At 46.7% G+C, this 26,341-nt stretch carries 20 protein-coding genes; 9 read left to right on the forward strand and 11 right to left on the reverse strand.

Annotated elements, in window-relative coordinates:
* Window positions 1-48: 48 nt before the first annotated feature.
* Window positions 49-1,632: a B12-binding domain-containing radical SAM protein gene (locus PJF56_RS02995; protein WP_283761158.1), complete on the reverse strand. Its 1,584-nt coding sequence runs from the start codon at window positions 1,630-1,632 to the stop codon at window positions 49-51.
* Between the two features lie 108 nt (window positions 1,633-1,740).
* Here PJF56_RS02995 and PJF56_RS03000 point away from each other — a divergent pair, with 108 nt between their 5' ends.
* The 3 genes from PJF56_RS03000 to PJF56_RS03010 all read left to right on the forward strand — a co-directional run bounded on the left by PJF56_RS03000 (window position 1,741) and on the right by PJF56_RS03010 (window position 7,084).
* The gene (locus tag PJF56_RS03000) at window positions 1,741-2,856 is read left to right on the forward strand and encodes a TIGR03032 family protein (protein ID WP_283761159.1); all 1,116 of its coding nucleotides are present in this window, start codon (window positions 1,741-1,743) and stop codon (window positions 2,854-2,856) included.
* A gap of 189 nt (window positions 2,857-3,045) precedes the next feature.
* Entirely contained in the window at window positions 3,046-6,699 is a 3,654-nt protein-coding gene (locus PJF56_RS03005; protein ID WP_283761160.1) for a Calx-beta domain-containing protein, read from the forward strand.
* 76 nt (window positions 6,700-6,775) lie between these two features.
* Window positions 6,776-7,084 (forward strand): DUF433 domain-containing protein, encoded by a 309-nt coding sequence (locus PJF56_RS03010; RefSeq protein ID WP_283761161.1) that lies wholly within the window; start codon window positions 6,776-6,778, stop codon window positions 7,082-7,084.
* A gap of 172 nt (window positions 7,085-7,256) precedes the next feature.
* On the opposite strand, the gene phnD is transcribed toward PJF56_RS03010, so the two are convergent.
* Complete coding sequence (gene phnD / locus PJF56_RS03015; RefSeq protein ID WP_283761162.1) at window positions 7,257-8,294, reverse strand: phosphate/phosphite/phosphonate ABC transporter substrate-binding protein; 1,038 nt, start codon at window positions 8,292-8,294, stop codon at window positions 7,257-7,259.
* A 645-nt stretch (window positions 8,295-8,939) separates the two neighbouring features.
* Window positions 8,940-11,012 (reverse strand): sensor histidine kinase, encoded by a 2,073-nt coding sequence (locus PJF56_RS03020; RefSeq protein ID WP_283761163.1) that lies wholly within the window; start codon window positions 11,010-11,012, stop codon window positions 8,940-8,942.
* Window positions 11,013-11,294: 282 nt separating this feature from the next.
* Here PJF56_RS03020 and PJF56_RS03025 point away from each other — a divergent pair, with 282 nt between their 5' ends.
* Window positions 11,295-11,588, forward strand: coding sequence for a hypothetical protein (locus PJF56_RS03025; protein WP_283761164.1), 294 nt, complete (start codon window positions 11,295-11,297; stop codon window positions 11,586-11,588).
* A gap of 35 nt (window positions 11,589-11,623) precedes the next feature.
* Here PJF56_RS03025 and treY read toward each other — a convergent pair whose 3' ends face one another.
* From treY to pilM, 5 genes are all read right to left on the reverse strand, one after another.
* Window positions 11,624-14,467, reverse strand: coding sequence for a malto-oligosyltrehalose synthase (gene treY / locus PJF56_RS03030; RefSeq protein ID WP_283761165.1), 2,844 nt, complete (start codon window positions 14,465-14,467; stop codon window positions 11,624-11,626).
* An 81-nt stretch (window positions 14,468-14,548) separates the two neighbouring features.
* Complete coding sequence (treZ, locus tag PJF56_RS03035; RefSeq protein WP_283761166.1) at window positions 14,549-16,372, reverse strand: malto-oligosyltrehalose trehalohydrolase; 1,824 nt, start codon at window positions 16,370-16,372, stop codon at window positions 14,549-14,551.
* A gap of 92 nt (window positions 16,373-16,464) precedes the next feature.
* Window positions 16,465-17,175 (reverse strand): hypothetical protein, encoded by a 711-nt coding sequence (locus PJF56_RS03040; RefSeq protein ID WP_283761167.1) that lies wholly within the window; start codon window positions 17,173-17,175, stop codon window positions 16,465-16,467.
* Window positions 17,175-17,975, reverse strand: coding sequence for a PilN domain-containing protein (locus PJF56_RS03045; protein ID WP_283761168.1), 801 nt, complete (start codon window positions 17,973-17,975; stop codon window positions 17,175-17,177). Before PJF56_RS03045 ends, PJF56_RS03040 begins: the two co-directional genes overlap by 1 nt.
* Window positions 17,976-17,987: 12 nt before the next feature.
* The gene (gene pilM / locus PJF56_RS03050) at window positions 17,988-19,097 is read right to left on the reverse strand and encodes a type IV pilus assembly protein PilM (protein ID WP_430540868.1); all 1,110 of its coding nucleotides are present in this window, start codon (window positions 19,095-19,097) and stop codon (window positions 17,988-17,990) included.
* Window positions 19,098-19,271: 174 nt separating this feature from the next.
* On the opposite strand from pilM, the gene PJF56_RS03055 reads away from it, so the two are divergent.
* From PJF56_RS03055 to PJF56_RS03070, 4 genes are all read left to right on the forward strand, one after another.
* Window positions 19,272-20,558, forward strand: coding sequence for an ABC transporter substrate-binding protein (locus PJF56_RS03055; protein ID WP_347179428.1), 1,287 nt, complete (start codon window positions 19,272-19,274; stop codon window positions 20,556-20,558).
* A gap of 139 nt (window positions 20,559-20,697) precedes the next feature.
* The gene (gene ftsY, locus PJF56_RS03060; RefSeq protein ID WP_283761171.1) at window positions 20,698-22,254 is read left to right on the forward strand and encodes a signal recognition particle-docking protein FtsY; all 1,557 of its coding nucleotides are present in this window, start codon (window positions 20,698-20,700) and stop codon (window positions 22,252-22,254) included.
* Window positions 22,255-22,290: 36 nt separating this feature from the next.
* Window positions 22,291-22,734, forward strand: a complete 444-nt coding sequence (locus PJF56_RS03065; RefSeq protein ID WP_283761172.1) for a DUF3531 family protein — start codon at window positions 22,291-22,293, stop codon at window positions 22,732-22,734.
* A gap of 5 nt (window positions 22,735-22,739) precedes the next feature.
* A complete protein-coding gene (locus tag PJF56_RS03070) occupies window positions 22,740-23,171 on the forward strand; it encodes an NUDIX hydrolase (RefSeq protein ID WP_283761173.1) in 432 nt (143 codons plus the stop codon).
* A 9-nt stretch (window positions 23,172-23,180) separates the two neighbouring features.
* Here the strand turns inward: PJF56_RS03070 and PJF56_RS03075 are convergent, their stop codons facing one another.
* Window positions 23,181-23,831, reverse strand: coding sequence for a Uma2 family endonuclease (locus PJF56_RS03075; protein ID WP_283761174.1), 651 nt, complete (start codon window positions 23,829-23,831; stop codon window positions 23,181-23,183).
* A gap of 71 nt (window positions 23,832-23,902) precedes the next feature.
* On the opposite strand from PJF56_RS03075, the gene PJF56_RS03080 reads away from it, so the two are divergent.
* Window positions 23,903-24,103, forward strand: a complete 201-nt coding sequence (locus tag PJF56_RS03080) for an NUDIX hydrolase (protein WP_283761175.1) — start codon at window positions 23,903-23,905, stop codon at window positions 24,101-24,103.
* 47 nt (window positions 24,104-24,150) lie between these two features.
* On the opposite strand, the gene PJF56_RS03085 is transcribed toward PJF56_RS03080, so the two are convergent.
* Together PJF56_RS03085 and PJF56_RS03090 are read right to left on the reverse strand one after the other, a co-directional pair.
* Window positions 24,151-25,167 (reverse strand): ribose-phosphate pyrophosphokinase, encoded by a 1,017-nt coding sequence (locus tag PJF56_RS03085; RefSeq protein ID WP_283761176.1) that lies wholly within the window; start codon window positions 25,165-25,167, stop codon window positions 24,151-24,153.
* A 143-nt stretch (window positions 25,168-25,310) separates the two neighbouring features.
* Window positions 25,311-26,153, reverse strand: a complete 843-nt coding sequence (locus tag PJF56_RS03090) for a lysophospholipid acyltransferase family protein (protein ID WP_283761177.1) — start codon at window positions 26,151-26,153, stop codon at window positions 25,311-25,313.
* Between the last annotated feature and the right edge of the window lie 188 nt (window positions 26,154-26,341).

Genomic DNA, 26,341 nt, shown 5'->3' on the forward strand with positions numbered 1-26,341 from the left:
CAGAGGTTGACCAGAGACTGTTTGGGTGTGGGGATCTCAGGGCTGAAGTTAAGAGTGAGCGACTGAATCGAGAAGAGATGGAGTGGTTTGTAGTTGTTTTTGTTTCTGCTTAAACTCTTGAAGTTGTCCGTGAATATCATCTCGGACAATGGTTCGATAGACCATAAAGTGTTCTATGTGGGCACAAACGATGAGGTAATGCTCCCAAACGGCGGGGTTTTGGCGCAGAATTGAAATGAGATAACGCCAGAATTTCCAGCGTGTTTTCCGTTTAACGCCTTGTCGCCAAATAATGATGCTTAGGGCGCGGAGATCTTTCCAATTGGGAAATTTGGCTGGAGGAGTGGCTTTTGGCGCTCCTAGTTTGAGGAAACAGCGATAGGTGCGCTCTAAGAAGACTTCGGGATCGTATAGTGTCCAGAAGGCATCAACAAATTCTTGGGCAATTTCTTCAATGGGACGAGTGGGAATAAAGTTCATTAACGTCCGTTGATTGATATCTTGTCTGCCATCATAAAAGAGTCGTCCTTCTTTTTCTAAGCGATCCCATAGGGCGGTTGTGGGTAGGGCTTGTAACATGCCAAACATGGCGGTGGGAATGGCGGCTTGTTCGACAAAGCGAATGATGCGATCGGCTGCTCCTTTTTTTTCTCCATCAAAACCAATGATAAATCCTGCCATGGGGCGTAAGCCATGGCGAGTGATGGTATCGACGGCTTCTAATAGAGAGCCTCTGGTATTTTGGAATTTTTTGGTTAAGGTTAAGCTCTCTTCATCGGGGGTTTCGATCCCTAAGAAGACGGCATCAAAATAGCATTCGACCATGAGATCCATCAGTTCTGGATCTTGCGCTAAATCTACGGATGCTTCTGTGTTAAATCGGAATGGATAGTGATGTTCGGCTTGCCAAACTTTGAGTTCTTTGAGGAGCCGTTTGACGTTGCGTTTGTTGCCGATAAAGTTGTCATCGACCATGAATACGCCTCTGCGCCAACCGAGTTCATAGAGGTAGTCGAGTTCTTTTAAGAGTTGCTGGGGGTCTTTGGTGCGCGGTTTACGACCATAGAGGGTGATAATATCGCAGAATTCGCATTGAAAGGGACAGCCACGGGAAAATTGCACGGACATGGAGTCGTAGGCATCGAATTCTAGCAGGTCGTAGCGGGGAATGGGGGTGATGGTTACGTCGGGTTTTTCGGTGGCTCTCAAGATGCCGCTAGTTTCGCCTTTTTCTAAGGCTTCAACCAGTAAAGGTAGGGTGATTTCTCCTTCGTCTAAGACGAGGAAATCGGCTCCTGCGGCTTGTGCTTCGTTGGGGACGGAGGTTGGATAAGGGCCGCCGACAGCGACTAATTTGCCTCGTTTTTTGGCTTCTTGGATTTGGTCAATGAGGTCTTGTTTTTGCACGATCATGGCGGAGAGGATGACGAGATCGGCCCATTCCCATTCGGCTTCGGTGACGGGGCGGATGTTGCGATCGCATAATTTAAAGTCCCACTCTTGGGGTAAAATGCCCGCGACGGTGATCAGTCCTAATGGGGGAAACAGTACTTTGAGGTCTACTAAGTCCAAGAGGGTATCATAAGACCAAAAGGTTTGTGGAAATACGGGATAAATTAATAAGACCTTCACGCTGTGCAACCCCCTCATACCAAAAATTAATGACTTACAGCTTAGTTATAACAATAAAATAGGATTTCATCCGAAATCACTTCTGGAAAACCGCTATGAAAGACAGTTATGACTTTTGACCCCCAACTGGCTTCTCCTGCAAAGACGGCGATCGCCTGTGATGCCGATCCCGGATTTATTGAATGGCTCTCTGTGGCTAATCATAGTCTTATTTTAAGCACCTATCAAGCCGGTAGTGTGGCCGTCATCGGATGGAATGGACAGCAGATTAATCTACTCTTGCGTCAGTTTGATAAACCCATGGGTTTGGCTGTATCCGGCGATCGTTTGGCGATCGCCACCCGTCATCAAGCGATCGTCTGTGCAAACGCTCCCACCCTTGCCACTGATTACCTAGAAAATCAACCGGGGCGCTATGATAGCCTCTATTTACCTCGCGTCAGCTACTGGACGGGAGATCTCAATATCCATGACCTCAGTTTTGGCCAACAAGAGGATATCTGGATTGTCAATACCCGATTTTCCTGTTTAGCCACCCTCAGTCATGATTTTAGCTTCATTCCCCGATGGCAACCCCCGTTTATCACTGAACTTGCACCGGAAGACCGATGTCACTTAAATGGCTTGGCGATGGTGAACGGAAAACCCAAGTATGTCACTGCTCTAGGCAAAAGTAATACCGTTGGGGGATGGCGATCGAACAAAGCCACTGGCGGCATTATTCTGGACGTAGAGACTAACGAAATCATCCTAGATAGGCTTTCCATGCCCCATTCTCCACGATGGTATCAGGGCTATTTATGGATGCTCAACTCTGGTACGGGGGAACTGTGGCGCATCGATCCGAAAACCTATACTTATGATGTGGTTTGTGCTTTACCTGGCTTTGGTCGCGGTTTAGCTTTTGTGGGAAATACGGCCCTAGTCGCCCTCTCCCAAATTCGAGAAACCTCTATTTTTGGCGGTTTGCCCCTGCAAACTCGATTTCCGAGTTTAGTTTGTGGTGTAGCGCTTATTAATGTGGAAACTGGGGAGGCGATCGGCCGCTTGACCTTTTCCAGCGTAGCTCAAGAGTTGTATGATATCCAAGTTCTCCCTGGAGTTAAGCGTCCCACCCTATTAAATTTGGAAAAACCGGCGACTCGCCAAGCTTTTACCGCTCCTGACTTTGCCTATTGGTTGCGTCCTTCCTCAGAAATACGAGATTCTAGCGATCCAGGATAGGGTAAGTTTGGGTACTCTAGGAGGGAAGATATCAAAAAATCTTAAAATCCTCTCACCCGTAATTATTGAACTCTATGGTGATGTTCTCCAAAAGAGAAATCTCTTGATAACATTAACTCGAAAACAGATTACCCCTGACGCACTCTTATCCCTTGCATTTACCCTATATTCCCCTAGGAGAGAAAACTGATGGCTATCAACCCGGTTGGTTCAGAATTTAAAGTTAATAGTACAACGGCAAGCGTTCAACATCTTCCGGCGATCGCCGTAGACAGTGATGGTGATTTTGTCGTTACCTGGACAAGTTATTACCAAGATGGAAGTCAAACAGGAATTTATGGTCAACGCTATAACAGTGCTGGAGTATCTCAAGGTGGAGAATTCCGAGTTAATACTGAAACTAACAATGCCCAATTTGGTTCATCAGTAGGAATAGATGCTGATGGAGATTTTGTTATTACTTGGACAAGCTACGGTCAAGATGGCAGTGGAAATGGTATTTATGCCCAACGCTACAATAATACCGGTTCACCTCAGGGTAGTGAATTTAGAGTTAATACTACTACGAATGCCGCTCAGATTGTCCCTCATGTGGGAATGAGTCCAGATGGGCGTTTTGTGGTGGCTTGGTCAAGTATCGGTCAAGATGGTAGTAGTTTTGGGGTCTATGCTCAACGCTATAACAGTGATGGCACACCAGCCGGTGGAGAGTTCGCGGTTAACAGCTTTACTACTGATTTCCAGTCCTTCCCCGCAGTAGCGATGAATGCCAATGGTAACTTTATCATCGCTTGGCAGAGCAACGGACAAGATGGTAGTGGTGCTGGAATTTATGCCCAACGCTATGACAGTAATGGCAGCCCCGTGGGAGGGGAATTTAAGGTAAACTCCTTTACGGCTGACGATCAGCGTAATCCCTCGGTGTCGATGAATGACAATGGGCAGTTTGTGATTACCTGGGAGAGCGCCAGTCAAGATGGGAGCCAAGAAGGGGTTTATGCCCAACGCTACGATAGCAACGGGGCGGCTGTAGGCGCGGAGCTTCAGGTAAATACCTTTACTACAGGGCAGCAAAAATCGCCGGAAGTCACCATGGATAATAATGGGGGCTTTTATATTACTTGGGAAAGTGCTGGGCAAGATGGTGATGGAGACGGGGTTTACGCTCGGCAGTATAATTCCCAGGGACAACCGCAAGGGGCGGAATTCAAGGTTAATACATTTACTACGAACGATCAGGACAATCCTGTAATCGCCATTTCTGATAATGGGCAATTGGCGATCGCCTGGCAAAGCCAAAACCAAGATGGCGATGCCACCGGAATCTACGCCCAACGGTATGTCTCCAACACCTTGATTGAATTCTCAGAAGCCACCTATCAAGTCAATGAAGATGGCTCTCTCGTCAATGGCGAAATCACCCTCAACCGCAACGGTAATTTAGACGTTACCTCCCAAGTTCAGGTCAATATTACCGGAGGAAGCGCCACCGGGGGAACCGATGGGGATTATGAAAACAATAACTTCCCCCTCACCGTCACCTTTAATCCCAACGAAACCACCAAAACCGTTCCCGTTACCATTCTCCAAGATCAAGAAACGGAATCCACAGAAACGGTTAATTTTAACCTCGATAACCTCAGTAATGCGGAACTCGGTCAGCAGAGTACCACGGTTCTAGAAATCCTCGATGATGATATTCCCGGACTGAAACTCGAACCTGAGACCGGATTAACCACTACAGAAGCCGGGGGAACAGCAACGTTTAATGTCTCTCTCAATACCCAACCTACTGCTAACGTACAAGTAAATCTCACCAGCAATGACACCACTGAAGGGACGGTTTCTCCCGCCACATTAACCTTTACGTCCCAAAACTGGAATGTCACGCAAGCGGTTACCCTGACTGGGGTTGACGATCAAATTGCCGATGGCAACGTTGAGTATACAGTTACTGCCAGCGCCAGCAGTAGTGATAATAATTATAATACCCTTGACCCCGGCCAAGTGACTGTCACTAACACGGATAACGATACCGTCGGCATTACCGTTAATCCCACATCAGGACTCACAACCACAGAAGCGGGAGATACTGACCAATTTACAGTAGTCCTGAATACCCAGCCAACGGCAGATGTGACCATTCCAGTCAGTAGCAGCGATACCACAGAAGGAACCGTTACGCCCCAAAATCTGGTGTTTACCCCCAGCAACTGGGATACAGCGCAAACCGTTACAGTGACGGGAGTTCCCGATAATATTGAGGATGGCGATATTTCTTATCAGGTACTGCTGGCGGCGGCTACCAGTACAGATCCTAGCTACAATGGCATCGATCCTAGCGATGTCTCTGTTGTCAATGCGGAAGTGGGACGAGTCATTCTAGAAGAGTCTGGGGGGAATACAGCCCTTACAGAAGGAGGGAATACCGATACCTATACCCTTCGTCTGAGTCGTGAGCCGATTGGTAATGTGATTGTTTCCGTTAACTCTGATAATCAATCAACAGTTGCACCGCAAACGGTTGTGTTTACTCCTAACAGTTGGAATATTGCTCAAACGGTTAGTGTTGAAGCTATTGATGATAATGTGCAGGAGGGAAACCACAGTAGTGCCATTACTCATGCGGTTAATGCTCCGAGCGATCCCGGTTATAACAACTCTCCTGTGCCAACGGTAACTGCTGCTATTACGGATAATGATGGTTCTCCTCCTCCGGGGAATGGTTCCGTCGCTATTGTCGAATCGGGTGGGAGTACCACTTTAACTGAAGGAGGAGCAACAGACACTTATACATTGGTGTTAAGTCAACAACCTTCTGCTGATGTGACGATTACGGCGACACCGGATAGTCAATCTACAGTGAATCCGACCACGTTTACTTTTACTGCCGCTAACTGGAATAGTCCACAAACGGCAACTCTCACTGCGGTCGATGATACGGCAGTGGAAGGGAATCATAGTAGTGTGATTCGCCATACCAGTAGTAGTGCAGATGCGAATTTTAATAATATTACTCTGGCGAGTGTGACTGCGGCGATCGCCGATAACGATACCACCCCCACCCCAACTCCCACACCAACTCCCACACCCACCCCAACCCCCACCCCCAGTCCCACCCCTTCCGATCCGGTTGCCCCCCCCTCTAATCCTACTCCTCCCACCCCAAGTCCCAGTCCTACACCTGCCCCTGGTAATGCAGGAAATAACAACATCTTTGGAACTGCCGGGAATGATGTCATTAATGCCGGAGCTGGAAATGACCAAGTTTCTGGTTTGCAAGGCAATGATTTAATCTCTGGTGGCTTAGGAAATGATGGTATTAATGGAAATGAGGGTAATGATGGCATTAATGGTAATCAAGGGAATGACCTCCTCTATGGGGGGCAAGGCAATGATGTCGTCCGGGGCGGCCAGAATGAAGATACCCTTTATGGTAACCAGGGAGCCGATCAACTCTTTGGAGACTTAGGCAACGACCTGCTCTATGGTGGTCAGAATAATGATACCCTCAATGGCGGCGATGGCAATGATACCCTAAGCGGCGATTTTGGTGCAGATATCCTTTTTGGAGGTTTGGGTGCAGATACCTTTGTACTGCGTACCAGTACGGCAGTTAATCAAATTGAACAAGCTGATTTTATTGCCGATTTCCAAGTTGGGGTCGATCGCATTGGCTTAACCGGTGGCTTAACAGCTCAGAATTTACTCCTGCAAAATGTGGCTGGAAATACGGTGATTCGGGTGAATCCATCGGGTCAAATTCTGGGAATTATAGCCAATACCCCACCGGCGGCTCTCTCTGTGAATAGCTTTGTTGCGGTTAATATTGGCGTAGTTTAATCCCCATAGATTCTGTAGGGCTTAAACCTTTTTGCACCCCTACAGAATCACTATTCAACTGAGTAAGGAGACCTTAATGAATTTAACTGCTACTGAATACAAATATATAGAATTGAATGAAAGTAACGTTCCCTACATTGCGGGAACAACGATGAAAGTTATTGAATTAATTGCCGGTCATCTTGCTTTTGGCTGGAGTCCTGAAGAAATTAAATTTCAACATCCCTATTTAAGCATGAGCCAAATTTATTCAGCATTAGCTTACTATTGGGATAACAAAGAAAAACTAGATGCTGATATTCAAGAACGATTTGAGAGGGTTGAAAAGTTGCGCCAAGAAGCTGGTGAATCCGCTTTGGTTAAAAAACAGCGCTTCGCGCGGTAATAGGTAATAGGTAATGGGTAATTGATAGTCAGGTTGCAGAATGGGATCGCGCCTTGCTATAGCTTTGATATCGAACAAGCGGGCAAGATGCCATTTGCCAGTATTTGTAAACACTATTGTAACCCAGTTGGATATCAAGGGATAACTCGATTTCGGTTATCCCATAGAGTATTTAATCTTGAGGCAATTGGTAATCAACTCCTTGGGCTTCCTGAATAGTGCGGATCTGACTCCAATCGATTTGATAGTCAATGGGGATAAATTTATCTTCTCCTGTGCCAGCAAATTCACGCTCTAAGCCGCTTCCTGACCAGTTAAAGGTTAAAAATGCCTTTTCGATCGCCTTCACCAGTTCTGGATCTAAATTGTGGGCATACCCATAGGCCGCATTGGGGAAGGTTTGGGATTGGTACAGGGAGCGGAATTGACTACAGTCGGCTTCCTGGCGATTGCACATCAGTTGCAGGACATCGTTGGCAATGGCTGCGGCTTCATAGGTTTGGTTTTGAATGCCGAGGATAGACTGTTCTTGAGACCCGGAAAATACGGCGGTATAGTCTTCCTCCGGCTTGAGATCGTAGCCCGCTTCTAGGAGAGCGCGGGGTAAAATATATCCTGAATAGGAGTTAGCATCCGTGAAGGCTAACTGACGGCCAGATAGGTTTTCTAGCCTATCTAGAGGGCTGGAGATATGGGTGATGATTTCCATTTCATAACCAAATGTGCCATTAGAAGCGGCCATCATGGCAAAGGGGACAAAACCGGCTTGATTCACGGCGATGGGAACGGTGCTGGTGCTAAATCCAGCAATGTGAAGTTGACCGTCTTTTAAGGCTTGGATTTGATCGGCTTTTGAGTCTAGGGCGAGGAATTGCACTGTTTTGCCTGTGGTTTCGGATAAATGGGCCATAAATTCTGCCCAAACGGATTCATATTTGGCGGCATCAGGAATGGGTAGATAGGCAAACACTAGGGGGTCTGGATTGACCCATTGCTCTGGGTTTTCTGGGGCATCGGCAACCAGGTCTTGATTGCGATCGCAGTAGGGTCCATCCATCGCGTCCGGGCGATCGCATTCTCCCTGAGTTGTTTGTTCGCTTTGCTCTGTAGGCCCTTGAGAAGGGCTACATCCTGCCAAAGTCAGCAGGAGTGCGCCGCTCAGAAGCAGCACAGATACTGGATTAATCCCCATTCTTTGAGTTGAGTTCATCATTAAAACATCCTGGAAAAATCAGTCATTATACTTAATCTCTCATCCATAAATATTGCGCTCTGTAAAGAGTCCTAAATTTGTGTAAACAATGCTGGCACTCTGAAAAAACTATGTTATTGTAAACAATATAGACACCAAAGCAAGTAATTAAACTATTAAGTTTGGGTTCTAGAATCGGTGTCTAGCCTCTAGAGTCCAGCCGCAGTTGAACGTAGTCCTCCAACCAGTGGCACACCCCCTGCACAGTCAGCGGTTAAGCCAAACCTGAAGTCCGGAAAGACAGGATTATGGGAAAGCCTAAAGGGTATGACTGCGAAGTATGAAAACCTTAGTAAGTTGATTGTATTTGTTCACTTTTTTAACTCGTAAAACCCTGAAAACTAGAGTTTCTCAAGAATACTTAGTTTAGGTCTAGCCGCCTCCGGTTAGACCTAACATCGTTTTAAGCCATTTCTCTTTAACATTGTCATTAATCGATACAGCGCTTCGCGCGGTAATGGGTAATGGGTAATGGGTAATGGGTAACTGTACCTCATAACATCGAAAAACGCTGTATATTACTGGAGTGGGAGCATCTTGCTCCCTAGGTTTTTAATTTTCCTAAGTGTTTTTAGATCTGGAATCACCGTAGCTTCAGCCCGGTTAGGATATCACCGGAATCTCAACCACAAATTCCGTACCCTGTTCCGGACTCGATTCAAACCATAAACGCCCATTATGTCTTTGAGTGATAATTTGATAGCTAATCGATAGCCCCAAACCCGTCCCTTTACCAATGGGCTTAGTGGTGAAAAAGGGATCGAATAAACGCGGTTGTGCAGATTCTGGAATGCCTGAGCCATTATCGTGAATGCGAATGGAAATCCAATCGTTTCTGAGGGTTTCGGTTGTAATCGTAATCTGGCTGGGATTTTCCTTCAAACTTTGTGGGTCTAATTGATGATTGCGCTCTTCAAGGGCATCAATGGCATTACTCAACAAATTCATAAAGACCTGATTAAGTTGCCCTGGATAGCACGTGATTGAGGGAAGTTCTTGATAATTGGTACTGACTTCAATAGCTGCACAACTCTGAGAGCATTTGAGACGATTTTGTAAAATCATCAGAGTGCTATCAATCCCTTCATGCACATTAACTTGCTTAACTTCAGCTTCATCTAAGCGGGAAAAATTTCGCAAAGATTTGACAATTTCCCGAATCCTCACTGTTCCGACTTGCATCGATTGCAGGGTTTTGGGAAAATCTTCAAGCAGGAAATCGAGTTCGATCGCCTCAATTTCCTCTTGGATGGGTTCTGGAGGCTGGGGATAAGACTCGCGATAGAGCTGCACCAAGGATAACAGGTCTTCGGCATAGGTTTGGGCGTGGGCTAAATTCCCGTGAATAAAACCAACCGGATTATTGATTTCATGGGCAACTCCAGCCACCATTTGCCCCAAACTCGACATTTTTTCACTTTGGATCATCTGAGCTTGGGTTTGTTGTAGTTCTTCCAATGTACGATTGAGTTGCTGGGTGCGCTCTGCCACTTTGAGTTCTAAATCATCTTTGGATGCTTGCAATGCCTTAAACGTCAGTTGTAACTGAGCCGCCATCCGATTAAAGGCTTTAGCGAGGGTTCCTAACTCATCTTCTTGGGAGAGATAGACTCGTTGCGTCCACTGTCCCTTCGAGAGCTTCCATACCGCTTCAGTCAGGTTGGTTAAGGGTTGGGTCACCCAACGACTAAAATACCAAGTGATGGAACCGACAACAATTAACGAGAGGATACTGAGGAGAATGGCTGAACGATGATAAGACTGCTGGGGAGCCAAGACTTCTGATTTTTGCTGCATGAGGACGATTCCCCAACCGTTGGCTAATTGGATACTGGTGGATAACCAACGGATGCGATCGCGATCTGTAAATTCTAAGAACCCTTCTTCACCCCTTAAAAGACGTTGAACCGGGGGATAGTAGCTGAAATCCTTAAGGCTATTTTGCACCAATCGGTGATTGGGATGGGCTAACAGTTGACCTTGTTCATCGACGAGGAAGGCAAAACCCGTTTCGCCGATTTCGGTCATATCAATGACCTTTGAGATTTCGGTTAACACCATACCCACGCGGATCGCCCCTTGAGGCGTAAGGCGATCGCCCCCTTGGGCATAAATGGGAGCGGAAAAAATCACTGCCGGTTCTCCCGTCCGTCGAGTGATAATGGTTTCGCGGGTAATGGGTTGCCCTTTGATGGCTTCTTGGAACCAACGGCGATCGCTAAAATTCAGTCCTTTCACCGTTTCTTGTTCGCTCAGAGCCACAATATCTCCCTCTGGGTTCGCAGCGCCAATGCTCCAAACCTGCTCTTGATAAGTACGGTGAGTAGAGACTAACAGGGGGCGCAACTGTTGGGGAGTGAGTGGAGAGACACCCGGTTGACGGCTGAGGTTTTGCACCAGTAACCCATTCATCCGATCCCATTGGGTGACGCGATCGGCTAATCGTTGGGCTTGAAGGTCAAGAATTTGCTCCGTTTCCTCATTGATAATTCGTCCAGCGTGGAAAGCTTGCAATTGCAGAGCGCCCAAGACAATGGGCACAACCCCTAACAGGATAAAGAGAGTCATGCGCGATCGCAAACTTCCCATCAGTCCGATCCCAATCCGGCGCTCTGAAAAAGCACCACGGCTAGAAATTATCTTTCTAGCAGAAGAAAAAGGAGATAGAGTAACCATGGAGAACCTCGCGTAAACCGCCCACTTCAAACCCTGGAGAGATTGAAGTATTACCATCTTAAGATTTAGATGTGAAAAACTTGTGACAACCCCCCCATCTTGATTAAGAAAGGGGACTTTATCCATTCTCTACTCGCCTTTGCCACATATCTTCAAAAAGATTTAAAAAGCAAAATTTAAGTTTTCTGTATTCTTGGTCGAAATGGGAAAATTCAGCCTATCGTAGAAACGGATGACACCCAGTTGTCCTCCCTAACATGAGGTTTGCTGAACTTAACTCATATGAATATTTTACTGATTTTTATTCGTTCCCTCTGTTTAGCTATTGTCTTAAGTTTTGTTGCCCCTTGGATGATTATTGGAGGGGTCATGCTCGGCCTAGATTTAGGAACTCAAATTCCTGGATTAACCACCCTATCCCAAACCGGGGAAAGCTTCATTTGGCATATCTTAGCTATTTTTGGTAATGGAGAACCCCTAGAAGGATTACTGGTTCTTGGCGTAACCTGTAGCCTAGTAGGGGCGATGTTTGATGCCTTTGCTTTTTATCGAGAACAAATTTGGCATAGTCATTAAGTCATCTGGCCTAATGTCTAACATGACAAATTTGTTTATGAAGTTTGTTTAATCAGCAAGGCTACCGGAAACTGGTTGAGAATCTCCCGCATCCACAGCGTATTTTCACCTTGGATTTCTTGCCCCGTAATCGCATCTTTCCACACCGCAGAAGGCCCCGTGGGTAAAGAAATCCGGGTTTCATGCCAAACTTGTTCCCCCAAGGGATATTCATCTTCCTTAATTAATTTCGTTAAAAACCGAGGAGCGATCGCGATCGCACTTTGCTCATTCCAAGTCCTCATAAACGTAACAATATGATATTTCAGGCTCCCATTCACCGGCAATTTCTGGTAATCTCCCCGTTGAAACAAATCTTGATAGTCTTGACGGGCCTTGAGGATTTGGGCAATAGTGAAAAGCTTAATCTTGCCATCTTCCGGATTCTTAAGCAGATCCGCAAATAAAGCAGACTTATTCTTTTTCCACTGCGATCGGATCTCGTTCAACAACTTTAACCGCTTCTTAAAGTCTACCGGCCGCCGATTATCCGGATCGACCAACGTTAAATCCCATAACTCCGTTCCCTGATAAAAATCTGGAACCCCCGGAACCGTAATTTTGATCAGCGTTTGCGAGAGAGAATTAAAAATTCCATAATGTTGAATCTTCTGCTGGAACTTACGGAAAGACGGTAAAAACTTATTTTGCTTCGTCTCCTTAAACAAACTATCCACAAACTTCAAGAACCCTTCCTCATAGGCCGTATCCGGACGCAACCAAGCCGTATTCACCTTCGCTTCCCGAATGGCCTTAATTAAATAATCCTTGATCCGTTGCACAAATTCCCCTTTATCTTGGTCATCAAAGGGATAAATTCCCAACAGAGTCTGATAGAGAAAATATTCATCATTGGGAGTGGGCACATCCAACCCGCGCACCGTATCCTTATAACCCGCATTCATCTTCTTCCAGGTTTGCAGATAGGTACTCCATTCCTCCGGAATTTCCGACAGCACATTAATTCTAGAGCGCATATCTTCCCCCCGTTTCGTATCGTGGGTAGACGTGCCATTCATCGCATGGGGCCAATCTGAACTGCGCTCTTGATTAAACCCATGAAACTCCTCTAGAGAAAACCCAAAGTGACCCGGTGTAGAACCCACTTCATTTAAGGAAACCAACCGGTTATAGATATATAAAACCGTATCTTCTACCGACTTGGCCATCAGCGGCCCCGTGAACTGCTGCTGACGCATGACAAAATGCAGCCACTGCTTTTTATCCTCTGGAGTTAAATTGTCATCAAATTGCAGCAACAAGAATTTTTGAATAAAATTAATCTCATTAATTAGCTCATTCAAAAAGCTAGGAATATTTTCTTGGGTCTTCGCAATAACCTGGGCAATACAATCCTGATCGAGTTTGCTCACTTCATAATTGACTTCTTCACCACTGACTTCACCGCTAATATAGGTTCGATAGACCGAGAAAGCCGCCATCACTTCCACCAAAGCCGCTTTTAAACCATAAATGGTAAAATCACTCGAATAGCGATACTGGTCAGCAATCCGTTTGAGCAAATGGGCAAGGTTATCAATATCTCCGGCTAGATGCTTTTCCAGAATCTTGCGCTTATTTTCGTCAACTAACTTGTCGCACTTCAAAACATCGCCGATAAATTGACTATAGCAGTGGTCAAATTCGGCTTCGGCTTCTTGGTAGCAAAAAATGCCATTTAGATAATTTAAAAAATCATAACCGGTCGTTCCCTCAATGGGCCAATTCACCCTCAATTTTTCATGGGGTTCCAGAATTTTTTCCACCACAATATAGGTATTTTCTGCCTGATTTCTCAGCCGGATGAGGTATTGCTTGGGATCGTACAAGCCATCAATATGATCGATTCTTAATCCAGTAATTTTATTGTCTTCTATCAACTCCAAAATCAGCTTATGACTTTGATCGAAAACCGCTTGGTCTTCCACCCGCACACAAATTAAATCATTAACCGTAAAAAAGCGACGGTAGTTGAGTTCTTCATTTCCCACTTTCCAGAAAGAGAGCCGAAAGAACTGCTCATCGAGTAAGTCATCGAGAAGATCAAAACTTTCGGGTTTACCCACTTCTCCATTAAATACTTCAATATTTTTTTGTATAAAGGCTTGGATTTCTGGATTGTCATTCCACAATTCCCAAATCATACTTTTGATAAAGCTGATTTGTTCGTACCGTTCTGGATGACCCGAACCAGGGGGAATATATTGAATGGCATTAATCGCATATAATACGCCGAGGAATTTAACAAAATCTGGATTTTTTCTACCCAGTTTATTTCGTAATCGCTCAGAGTCATGGTCTAATATTTTACTATAAGATTCAATTTGGATCGGAAATTTCCAATCCCAATAGTTAATTGTAAATCCATTTTGATCGTAGTGAATTTTTAGTTCTCCACTTTCTAGACAATCTCCATAAAATCTGCCTAAAAATGGGGCTAAAACTCGATGTCTAATGCCTTCGTAGGGATGTTCCCAATCAATATCAAAATAGTCTTTGTACTGGGAGTTTGGCCCGTTTTCTAGCACATCTACCAACAGAGGATTTTGGCTGCTAAAGGCCATGTGGTTGGGAACAATATCTTGTATCCAACCCAGTTCGCGTTTTTGCACGAGTTCAATTAATTTTTCAAACTCTTCATTGCCACCGAGTTCTGGATTAATTTGATTGGGATCGACAACATCATAACCGTGAGTGCTGCCACTTTGGGATTTTAAGATAGGGGAAGCGTAAATATCAGAAATTCCTAATTCTGATAAGTAGGGAAGAATGGACTGAGCCATTTCAAAGGTAAATTGGGGCGTGAATTGGAGTCGATAGGTTGCGGTGGGAATTTTCATAGAGTCGTAGATCGGAAAAACATTCAGGATTGATTATAGCGTCAATCCGGGGGTTAGGCACACTATTGATGGAGTTTAACGCTAGGATTGAGTATACAAGACAAATCCCCAACGGGAGAGAGTGATGTCTTTACCAGCGCTCAGTTCTTGGGGGTTGGTTTGTCCGGAACCATTCCATTGTGGATCGGCAGCATCGAGCATTTTTGTCCAAACTCCAGGGGGAAGGGAGGGGGTGAAAGTAATGGGTTCGGAGTTGAAGTTTAGACAAGCATAGAGATGGGATGAGTTGGCTTGACGATGGAGGATAATGACGGAGGTATCTGGGGGTTGGATAACTTGGGTATGCTCTTTTTTCAGGGAGGCTAAAGCGGGGTGAGTTTTGCGGAGTTGAATGAGGGTTTTATAGAGCGATCGCAAAACTTGATGTTGTCCCTGTTGCCCTAATTCCCAGTTTAAGGTAGATTCCTGAAAAACTTCAATACTTTGGGGATCGGGGACTTCTTTTTGCCAACCAAAGGACTTGAATTCTTCGGCTCTTCCCTTACGCACCCCTTCGACTAAATTGGGGTCGCCATGGCTGACAAAATACTGAAATGGCGCAGTTTCACCGTATTCTTCGCCCATAAAGAGCATGGGGACAAAGGGGGATAGCAAAACGGCTGCTGCCGCTAATTTTAACCGATCGAAGCCGACTAGGGCGGTAAGGCGATCGCCCGCTAATCGATTTCCCACTTGGTCATGATTTTGGATACAGACCACAAAACACTCCCCAGAGAAGGCTTTAGACGAATTTCCATGGGAGCGCTGACGATGAACCGAATACTCACCCGAATACACATAACCCTCCCGATAAGCCTTCGCCAAGTGGCTCACCTGACCAAAATCCTGATAATATCCCGAAGTTTCCCCCGTTAACAAACTATGGAGCGCATGGTGAAAATCATCGCACCATTGACTCTGATGACCCCATCCTCCCGTCTCCCTAGACTGAAGAACTCGCACATCATTTAAATCACTTTCAGCAATCAAATAATGGGTATATCCCCACCGTCGATCCAGCTCTTCCACGGCTGCCCCTAACTGTTGCAGAAAAGGTTGGGCACTAAAATCATAAATGGCATGAACCGCATCTAAACGCAGGGCATCGATATGATACTCCTCTAGCCAATAGAGGGCATTTTCAATAAAGAAATTGCGAACTTGGTCGCTCTGGGCATCATCATAATTGACGGCATCACCCCATGGAGTCCGATATTTGCTCGTAAAATAGGGGCCATAATCCCAAAGATAGTTACCCTCTGGGCCAAAATGGTTATAAACCACATCAAGAATGACGGCAATTCCGGCTTTGTGGCAAGCACTCACCAAAGTTTTCAGACCATCTGGCCCTCCATAGGACGCTTGCACCCCATAGAGATAAACCCCATCATAGCCCCAGTTACGAGTACCGGGAAAGGGAGCAACGGGCATAATTTCAATGGCGTTAATGCCTAAATCGAGTAAATCGGGGAGTCGGTCAATAATGGCTGTAAAGGTTCCTTCGGGGGTAAATGTGCCCACATGCAGCTCGTAAATCACATATTGGTCTAGGGGCAAGCCTTTCCAATCGGGATCTTCCCAGACAAAAGCCTGACGATCGACCACTTGGGATGCATCGTGAACTCCTTTCGGTTGCAAAGAGGACGCGGGGTCAGGACGGTCGAGGCTATTATCTAGTTGATAAAAGTAGCGGGTTCCTGGTTGAACCTCACTGACAGTTGCCGACCAATACCCCTGTTCATCTCGTGAGAGGGGTATTAACTTCTCTTGGGGAGAAACTAAGTGAACCGCAACTTCTTGGCGTTGAGGGGCCCAAACTCTAAATTCGCACTGGTTGTTTCCCAAGTATTGAGATCCAATTTTCATCTGTTCAAGACCCTTGAGTGCATCATTAAGATATTAATACAGGATGGGCCTTAACCCCAGATGGGGGAATGGGGGAATCCGCCAGCGCTAACCTACTCAGTCTCTTCTTCCGCTTCTGGGGGTGGAGGGGGTGGTAATTCAGCCGGCAATAAGGCGTTAATTTCCATTTCTGTCGTTAACTTGGGCGTATTCTGAGCCACTAAACTCCCCCCTTGGTACAGTACCTCTTGCGAGTTCGGATCGACCGTTACTCTCATCGACTCAACGACCAACAAGGGTTGCAGACGCTCAAGATTGAGTAACACCAACCGAGTCTGATCGAAGGTTCCGGAAAATTGGAGACGGTAACCCCTGCGTCTGAGTTTACCATCGACTTCTGTACCCAAAGAGCCATCATCGACTAATTGAATACCCTGAGAATCTGGCTCAAACTGAATTAACTCGACTCCCCGTTCCTTGAGAATGCGGTTAATATCCAGTAGTAGAGTCTCTAGAGCGGCATCATTGGCGAATAAAGTGGTAACTTCTTGGCTTTGCTGTTCGGCTAACTGTTGGTCTTCTTGAGCTGCCAGAAGTTGGTTTTGCAGTTCCTGCTCTTGTTTAACCTGAATTTGTTTATCATTGACTTCCGTTTGCAGTTCGTTGGTTCTTTCCATGGCTGGCTGCAACTGGCTGATGAACAAATATCCAGCGATGCCTAAGCCAACCACACCAATACCAATGCCAATAATTAGATTAATTGGACTACCGCCTTTGCCCTCTTCTTCGGCCCCGACGGTTCCTAAATCTCCTGCTAGTGTCATTATTCTAAAATCCCCTTTTGTCTTAATGTTTCAATCCGACTGACTAAGCCAATGGCTCCTTTACTTTCGAGTTGGGCCATTAATTCTGATGCCCCCTTGTCGGATAGGGGGGTTTCAATGTTGAAAGCCACCACATCCGGGAGGGTTACTTGTAAGTCACTGCCTTCTGGCACTTCGACGCGAGTGTTGTTCGCTTCCAGCCTTGCCCGTAGGAGTTCCGTATTGTCGCCACCGAGAAAATCGGAGTTTTTCAGCAGCAGCATAAAATCATTGACATCATCAAAGCTGCGGGCGGTTCCGGCAATTCGTAATCCGTTGACATCTATGGTTGCGTTCGGGTTTTCTTCGGGAGGATTCGGATCGGGCAGTTCGATATCTATTTGTTCAACGCTACTAATCTGAATGGTTGCTGGGGCGCGATCGCGGATTTCTTGCAGCAGGGCTGACCAAGGTTTAATCTGGTTAAACACCGTTGCCAGGGCTAGGGTTTGGCCCCGAATGGCTTCGGTTTGGGCTTGTACTGCTTCAATTTCCTGGGTTTTAGACGCTTGTTGTTCAATATTGGCGTTAATGCCATCTAGCTGCGCTTGCAGCTCTGCGTTTTTGGGGTCAACAACAAATAGTTTCCAGCCCAAGATTGCGCCCACGGCGGCTGACCCCACCACTAAACCTGCGATAATGGGAAGTACATCCGTGGTACTGGCACTACTACCACCACCGCCGCCACTTTTTTGGGTGGTTGAGGGAGTTTCTAAATATCCGGGTCTATCTTTAAGAAAATTAATATCAAGTCCATACATGGGTGTTTGCCTCTACATCACATATCGTAAGCCTAGACCCAAAGCGATACCCAATCCAGGCCGCTGGGCGGGAGGGATTTCCATTTCTGCTTCTAAAGATAGAGCTTCAATGGGATCGACTTGGGACGTGGGAACACTGAGCCTTTGAGTTAAAAATTCATCTAATTGACCGATTCCTGCCCCACTACCGGCTAGGAGAAGTTGGGCGACTTCTTGGTTTTCCCCTTGGTTTACATAAAAGTCAATGGATCGGCGCAGTTCATCGGCCAATTCTCCCAATACTCTTACCATAGCAGCCGCGCCAGGGTTGGAGCCAGTCATGCCGGTTTGGACGCTATCCACGGGCGTTAGGGGAATGGTCATGCCTTGGAGAATCTCCGGGTTGCGGGATGGGGGCAGGTTCATGGCTTGACAGAGGGCGTTTTGGATCTGCTGGGTTCCGATGGGAACGGTGCGGGAAAATTGGGGTACTCCATCGACAACGATCGCAATTTCTGTGCCTTCAAATTCGATATTAGCGATCGCCACCGCTTCCCCTAGGGCAAATTGCCGCAACTCCTCGCGAATGGTGCGAATGAGGGAAAAGCTACCAATTTCTAACACATCCAGACGTAACCCCGCCTGCTCAAAGGTATTAATATAATTATCGGTCACTTCTTTCCGAGTTGCCACGAGCAAAACCCGTACCTTTTCAATGCCATCATCATCGACCATCAGATCGAGTTTCTGGTAATCCACATCTGCTTCTTCTCGTGGGAAAGGCAGGTATAACCCGGCTTCCTGATTCAGTACCATTTCCCGCAGTTCATTATCATCTAACTCAGCCGGAACTGGAATCAGACGAGTGACTGCTTCCCGTCCAGAAACCGCAGAAGCTGCATTTTTGACGGTGATTTTATTTTCCGCTAAACAGGTTTGAATCAGTTCTGCCATGGCAGGAGCATCTAAAATTTGTCCGTCTTCATAGATGCCTTCTGGCACTTCTAAGGAGTGGAAGGACTGGAGTTTGTAGGCTTGACCTTTTTTCAGGACTTGAACAATATTAATCTGTTCGGGAGTCAGTTCGACTCCTATCCCTTTTGGCCGTTTCGAGACTAGACTTTTAAGTTTATCAAGAACAATCACAGCAGTAGCTTCTCTAAGTTGGAGTCGGGCGATCGCCTCTTTCTTCGACAAGAGGCGGTAATAATCCTGTTATAGCTTATAGCGGTTCGCCCTGGTAATGGGGAATGGGTCAATTGATTATTGAGCCTGGATGGTTGATAATTATAGCTTTGCTCTTTAGGTTGGTTTATGATGTTCTCTCTTCGTCGTAAGTCGTTTTGGGTGTGGATGGCGATCGCCTTTTGTCTGACTTGGCTCATCAGTTGTGGCGCTCCCCAAACCAACCGTTCTGCTTCCGGGGAAGTGGAGTTTTGGACGATGCAATTACAACCTAAGTTTACGGATTATTTCAACGATCTAATTGCCCAGTTTGAGGCTGACAATCCAGGAGTTACCATTCGTTGGGTGGATGTGCCTTGGGCGGCGATGGAGAGTAAAATTTTAACGGCGGTGGCGGCACGCACGGCTCCGGATGTGGTGAATCTGAACCCTAATTTTGCCTCGACCTTAGCGGCTCGTCAAGCCTGGTTACCCCTAGAGGAGAGCCTGAGTGAAGGCGATCGCCATCTCTATTTGCCCGGTATTTGGAAAGCCAACACCCTCAACGAGATGACCTTTGGTCTACCCTGGTATCTCACCACCCGCATCACCCTCCATAACCAGAGCCTTTTACAAGAAGCGGGTATTACCGAACCCCCCAAAACCTATGCCGAACTCGCCCAAGTTGCTCAACAGGTGAAAGAAAAAACCGGGAAATTCGCCTTTTTTGTCACCTTTGTCCCCGAAGATTCCTCGGAAGTCCTAGAATCGATGGTACAAATGGGCGTGAGGTTAGTAGACGAGCAAGGCAAAGCTGCGTTTAATACTCCTGAAGGCAAAGCAGCGTTTCAATATTGGGTGGATTTATACCAAAAAGGCTGGTTGCCCAGGGAAGTGCTAACCCAGGGACATCGGCGAGCCATTGAACTCTACCAAGCCGGAGAAGTAGCCCTATTATTCTCCGGGCCAGAATTTATGAATGCGATCGCCACCAACGCCCCCACCATAGCCGAAGTCACCCAAAGTTCCCCCCAAATTACCGGAACTACCGGTAAAATAAACGTCGCTGTCATGAACTTAGTCATCCCCCGTCAAACCGATACACCCGACAACGCCCTCAAATTCGCCCTCTTCGTCACCAACCCCGAAAACCAACTCGCCTTTGCCCAAGCCGCCAATGTCTTGCCCTCCACAGTAGAATCCGTACAAGCCTATCAAACCCAACTCAAATCTACTCCCCAGTCCACTCCCCTAGAAACCGCCCGTTTAATCAGCTCCCAACAATTAGACTCCGCAGAAGTCCTCATTCCTGCCATGAAAGGATTAACCGAATTAAAAGGAGCCATTTACGATAACTTGCAAGCCGCCATGTTAGGCGAAAAAACAGTCGATCGAGCCATATCAGACGCAGCCGAAACTTGGGATAGCATCAGTTTTTAAGGCAAATCCAAGATGAGGCAATCTTCTGTGAAGTTGGAAGCCCATACTGTACCGTCCGGTCAGTGTGGGTAGTTCACCGCCCAATGATACACTATAGATTACACTCCCACTGTTCCTCCTACCATCTGCACATAATCCTATGGTCTTTAATTGGTTTCGCCGCCAGTTTAATCGCTCTGAGTCCCCTTCACCATCCCCTGCACCTGCTCCTGAACCGCAACCGGAGCAATCGGAGCAATCGGAGCAGGCTGAACCGGAGAAAACTCAAGAGGCTGTAGATTACCTGGCTTGGGCTAAGGCGGCTTATCAAAATATTCAACAACAAGAAGTCGAAAAATCTTCTGAAGTCGAGGAGAAAGTAGAAGAACCGGAAGCAGAGGTTACCCCGGAAGAACCGGAAGAAAGGGAACCTGCGGTTGAACCTTCAGAACCGGAAGCAGTTGTTGAGAGTACAACTGAACCGGAACCGGAGTCAGAACCGGAACGTGAACCGGAAGCGGTTGTTGAGAGTACAACAGAAACAGCGCCAGAACCTGAAAGTGAACCGAAACCCGAACCCACTCCAGCACCTCTCTCCTTCCTAGAGCGAGCCAAAGCAGAGCGGAGCGCTAGGTTAGAAGAACTGAAAGAAAAGGCAGTTGAAGAACCCGAACCGGAAGAAAAACCCCGCCGTTCTCCAGCGCCGCAAGAGTTAGATGAAGACTTCCTCTGGTCTGCTGAGGTACTCGCCAAGCAAGGCAGGCGACCGGATGAAGTGTCCGTAGAAGAGATTAATTGGTTACAACAGTTGCGCCAAGGATTAGGGAAAACCCGGCGCGGATTGATTAATCAATTAAAGGCGGTTGTGGGTCAAGGGCCCCTTAATGAGGAAGCGATCCTAGAAGTCGAATCCTTGCTATTGCAGGCAGATGTAGGTGTTGAAGCCACCGATCGCATTATCGAACAATTACAAAGCAAACTGCGCCAGGAAAGTTTACCCCCAGAACAGGCGATCGCCTACTTAAAACAACTCCTGCGCGATATTCTTGACTATCCCGGTGGCAAAGCTTACGATACCACCTTTGCCCCACAACCAGATGTCCTCAACATTTGGATGTTAACCGGAGTCAATGGCGTAGGCAAAACCACAACCATTGGTAAATTAGCTCACTTAGCAAAAACATCTGACTATCAATGTCTCATTGGTGCAGCCGACACCTTCCGAGCGGCTGCCGTAGAACAAGTCAAGGTTTGGGGAGAACGCACCGGCACAGAAGTCATTGCCAATCCCAGTAAAAACACAGACCCTGCTGCGGTCGTTTATGATGCCATTACCGCCGCACAATCAAGAAAAGTAGACCTCTTACTCGTGGATACGGCTGGGCGACTGCAAAACAAGAAAAACTTAATGGAAGAACTGAGTAAAATTCGCCGTATTATTGACAAAAAAGCGCCCGATGCAAAGGTAGAATCTCTGTTGGTTTTAGACGCTACCCTAGGACAAAATGGCTTACGTCAAGCCCAAGTGTTTGCCGAAGTTGCCCAACTCAGTGGAGTCGTTTTAACCAAATTAGATGGTACAGCTAAAGGCGGCGTTGCCCTAGCCGTCTCCCAACAACTGGGGTTACCCATCCGCTTTATTGGTGCAGGAGAAGGGATTGAAGATTTACGGCCATTCTCTAGCTATGAATTCGTCGAAGCATTAATTAGCGGATAATTTGGTTTAATTGTTAATTATTAATTGTAAATTGCCATGAATGTTATCTTTCGCGAATTTAACCCCTTTGATGTTTGGATTTGGATGGAATTTAGCACCATTCCCAGTGATGCGGAAAAGCTGTATCTACAAGAAGCCTTGGATGCTTGGTATTATTTGGGCAAGTTGGGCGCATTTAATGCGGAAAATCTGCAAGTGCAAGACGAAGGCTTGGATCTCAGTTATATGACCTATGATGGGGAGCAGGCCGATCGCTCCTTAATGGCCTTGATGCATAATATGGGAGACTTGGAATATCAGGGAAATTGGGGACGCTGTTGGTTTGACCTGGGAACCAGTGACGCTCTGGCTCTGGATATCCTGATTAATGCTTTGCGGCAACTGAGCCAGGAGTATGTTGCCCTTGAAACCCTGATTGTTGGCGGGGTTAATGCAGATTGGCCAATTCCGGAAACCCAAGATACGTTTGTGCAGTATTAATCCTCATGTCTAAGAAGAAGCCAAAAATCCGCGTTATTGCTCTGGGGCTGATTCGAGACGGCGATCGCCTCTTCCTCTCCGAAGGCTATGATAAAGATAAAGACCAAACCTTCTATCGCGCATTAGGGGGAGGCGTTGACTTTGGGGAAACCTCCCGCGAAGCACTGCAACGGGAATTTCAGGAAGAATTAAACGCCGAACTCACCGAAATCGAGTATTTAGGCTGCATAGAAAGCATTTTTACTCATCAAAGTAAACCCGGCCACGAAATCATTCAACTCTATCGCGCCCAATTTGTAGACCCCATATTCTATCAGCAAAACCGCTTTACCTTCCACGAAAACAAGCGCAGCAAAACCGCCCTCTGGGTGAATATTGAGGCGTGTAAATCGGGGGAAGTGCGAGTCGTCCCCCCAGAATTTTTAGCCTATCTCTAGTCTCGATCTTTAACTGCTCTTTTGATCTGTGTCAACCAACTGCTGCTTCAGGTTACGAATTGCTGCGCTGGTGTTTCGCTGATAAGCAAGGGTCAAACATTGGGCAACGACATCCGCAAGGTTTACCTCTGGGAAATATTGGCTTTGGGATTGAACACTATACTCATCCCCTTGAAGTTGGTAAATCAAGAGTTTTTGGTTACGAAATAACCAAACTTCTGGCACTCGATAGGGCAGATAATCCTGGGCATCTGAATAACTGGTGACATCAATTTCCAATACCAAATCTGGCGGGGGATCATGGAGCCAATCAATCCGTTCCTTACCTGAAACAGCTTGCCAATGGTCAATATAAAAACAATAGTCCGGCTCAATGCCACTTTCTTCTGGCAGTTGCATCGTCACTGGGGTAAAGGCATCATATTCGCGCCCTGTCCAATCCAGCAACACTTTGATCAGGTCTGCGATAAGACTGGCATCTCGTCCATGTTTTGCCAAGGGAGACATGAGGAAGACTTCTCCAGAATGATATTTAATGCGGGGAATGGAACCGTCCCCCCGGCGATCGCATAAGGTTTGATACTCTTGCCAGGTTCCCGGTAGCCGCACCACACTACCTGGTGGCAGTTGAATTTCGTCACTAGAAATAACCGCATACATGGTGGAGTTCCTCAAATGGATTGAGCATAACCTTCTTATTTTAATAGTATTGGGGAAACGCCCGCGATCGCTTGTTCCCCTCAGAAGGCTATGATCAAGATCGAGACCAAACTTTCTATCGCGCCCAATTTGTAGACCCTACTTTTTATCAACAAACTTGCTTTACTTTCCACGAAAACACTCACAAGAAAACTGCCCTCTGGGTCAATATTGAGGACTGGAAATCGGGAAAACTTCTAGTCGTTCCCCTAGAATTTTTAGTCTATTTCTAGTGTTGTCAAAACTGGTAGAGGCAAAAAACTTTTCGCCCCTACGAGACTTATCGGAACATACTACTAACCGAACTATCTTCATGGATACGCCAAATGGTTTCCCCAACCAAATTAGCCACAGAAAGCACTCGCAATTGGGGGAAATATTTATCTTCAGGTAATTGAATCGTATTCGTCACAATCACCTCTTCAAATACACCACTAGAGAGTCGCTCAACGGCTGGATGGGAAAAAACGGCATGGGTAGCACAAGCATAAACCTGTCTTGCGCCTTTTTGACGCAGCATTCTCGCCCCTTCAGAAATGGTTCCGGCGGTATCAATCATATCATCGACCAATACGGCGGTTTTGCCTTCCACATCTCCAATCAGATTGAGAACTTCAGCCACATTATGAGCTTGACGGCGTTTATCAATAATGGCTAAGGGCGCATCATTGAGTTTTTTGGCAAATGCTCTAGCTCTAGCGACTCCACCGACATCCGGAGAAACTACGACCAGATCGGGTAATTGCTTGTTTAAAAGATAATCAATTAAAACGGGAGAACCATAAACATGGTCACAGGGGATATCAAAATAGCCTTGGATCTGGGCAGAATGTAAATCCATGGCTAGGACGCGACTGGCTCCAGCTTCGGTAATCAAATTCGCCACTAATTTAGCGGTAATCGATTCACGACCAGCAGTTTTACGGTCGGCCCTAGCGTAACCATAGTAGGGAATAACGGCTGTAATCTGGCGGGCAGATGCTCGACGACAAGCGTCTATCATGATCAACAGTTCCATTAAATGGTCGTTGACCGGGGAGCTAGACGGTTGAATTAAATAAACATCGCAACCGCGAATAGACTCTTGAATTTGAACATAAAGTTCGCCATCAGCGAACCGTTTACGAACCATTGGCCCTAAATCCACCCCCAGATAGCGGGCGACTTCTTGAGCCAAGAGTAAGTTAGCAGAGCCAGCAAATAACCGAAGGCGGTTATTTTCATTGACGGATGGTAGCGTTGGCTGAATCGCCAAAGTCGCAGAACGGATCACGACAAACCCTCGAAGCGCACTCATTGGCGATCTTATCACTAGAAATTGGGTTATTATTATGTATTTTTTATGAAAAGTTTATGATTGAGGGATTAAGGAGGAGATAGAAATAGCCCAAAAACCCGATTATGGGGTTAAAAAAGGGAATATTTGGGGTTGTTGCTCGGTTAAGGATTGATGCTGGCGATCAGTCGATCGAGTTCGGCTTGCATCGTCGTTCGTACAACCTGATAACATTGCTCGACATAATGGCGATCGCTGGCTGCTTTGCGTCCGTACCGTTCAAACCGAATGGGGGCACACATGCGAGTATGAATCTGAGTGGGTAGGGGAATGTGGGGTAAGGGGCCAAAGGCAATGCCCCAGGGCAGTCCCAGATAGATGGGGAAGACTTCGGGATCGAGGTTATAAACCCAAGGGAGTCCCCATTCATGGAGCTGTTTCATCAGGGGATAGATATCGCCGAGAACCATGAGGGTATCGTGGGCCCCGTAGGAAATGGCGGGGACGATGGGCACGTTTTGCCGCAGGGCGAGTTTAATGAAGCCTTTACGGCCGGCCAATTCGATTTTATGGCGTTGGGAATGGGGCCGGAAAACGTCTTGCGCTCCTCCGGGATAGACGAGGACGCTGGCTCCTTTTTGGAAGGCGGCGATCGCCATTTTGGGATTCGCTCGAATGGCTCCAATTGCCACCACTTCCTGGGCTACACGGGGGTTGATCGTCCAAATATGGGGGTGGGTTAGGCCATAAACCAGGCGCTGCGTGCCAAAATGACGAAACCAGTCATAAATCATCATTACCATGTCTGGAGAGGCTAAACCGCCGTTATGGGAACCCACAATCAGGACTGGTTCATCCTTGGGAATATGATACCAACCGTCGGTTTGTACCCGAAAATAGTATTGATAAAACCAGCCCCAAATTGACATCCAGGATTGAATCACTTCGGGGTTCCGTTCGTCTAGAGACCATCCATCTCCTGGTTTTTGATGCAGATTGTTGGTCATGGGTGGCTTCGGATCGGCGATCGCATCCTAGTGGGTGCGGGTCAAATCTTCATCAGAAAAATTGGGTCTGAAACCCCGCCCTTCCAGGGCGGCTTTACTAACCATAGGCTACCACAATTACATCTTAGGTGCTACAATGTGAGAACTCCTTTGAATCCCACATGGAAAGAGCATTTAACTACCGATTT

The sequence above is a fragment of the Roseofilum halophilum BLCC-M91 genome, assembly GCF_030068445.1.
GTDB classification, from domain to species: Bacteria; Cyanobacteriota; Cyanobacteriia; order Cyanobacteriales; family Desertifilaceae; genus Roseofilum; species Roseofilum halophilum.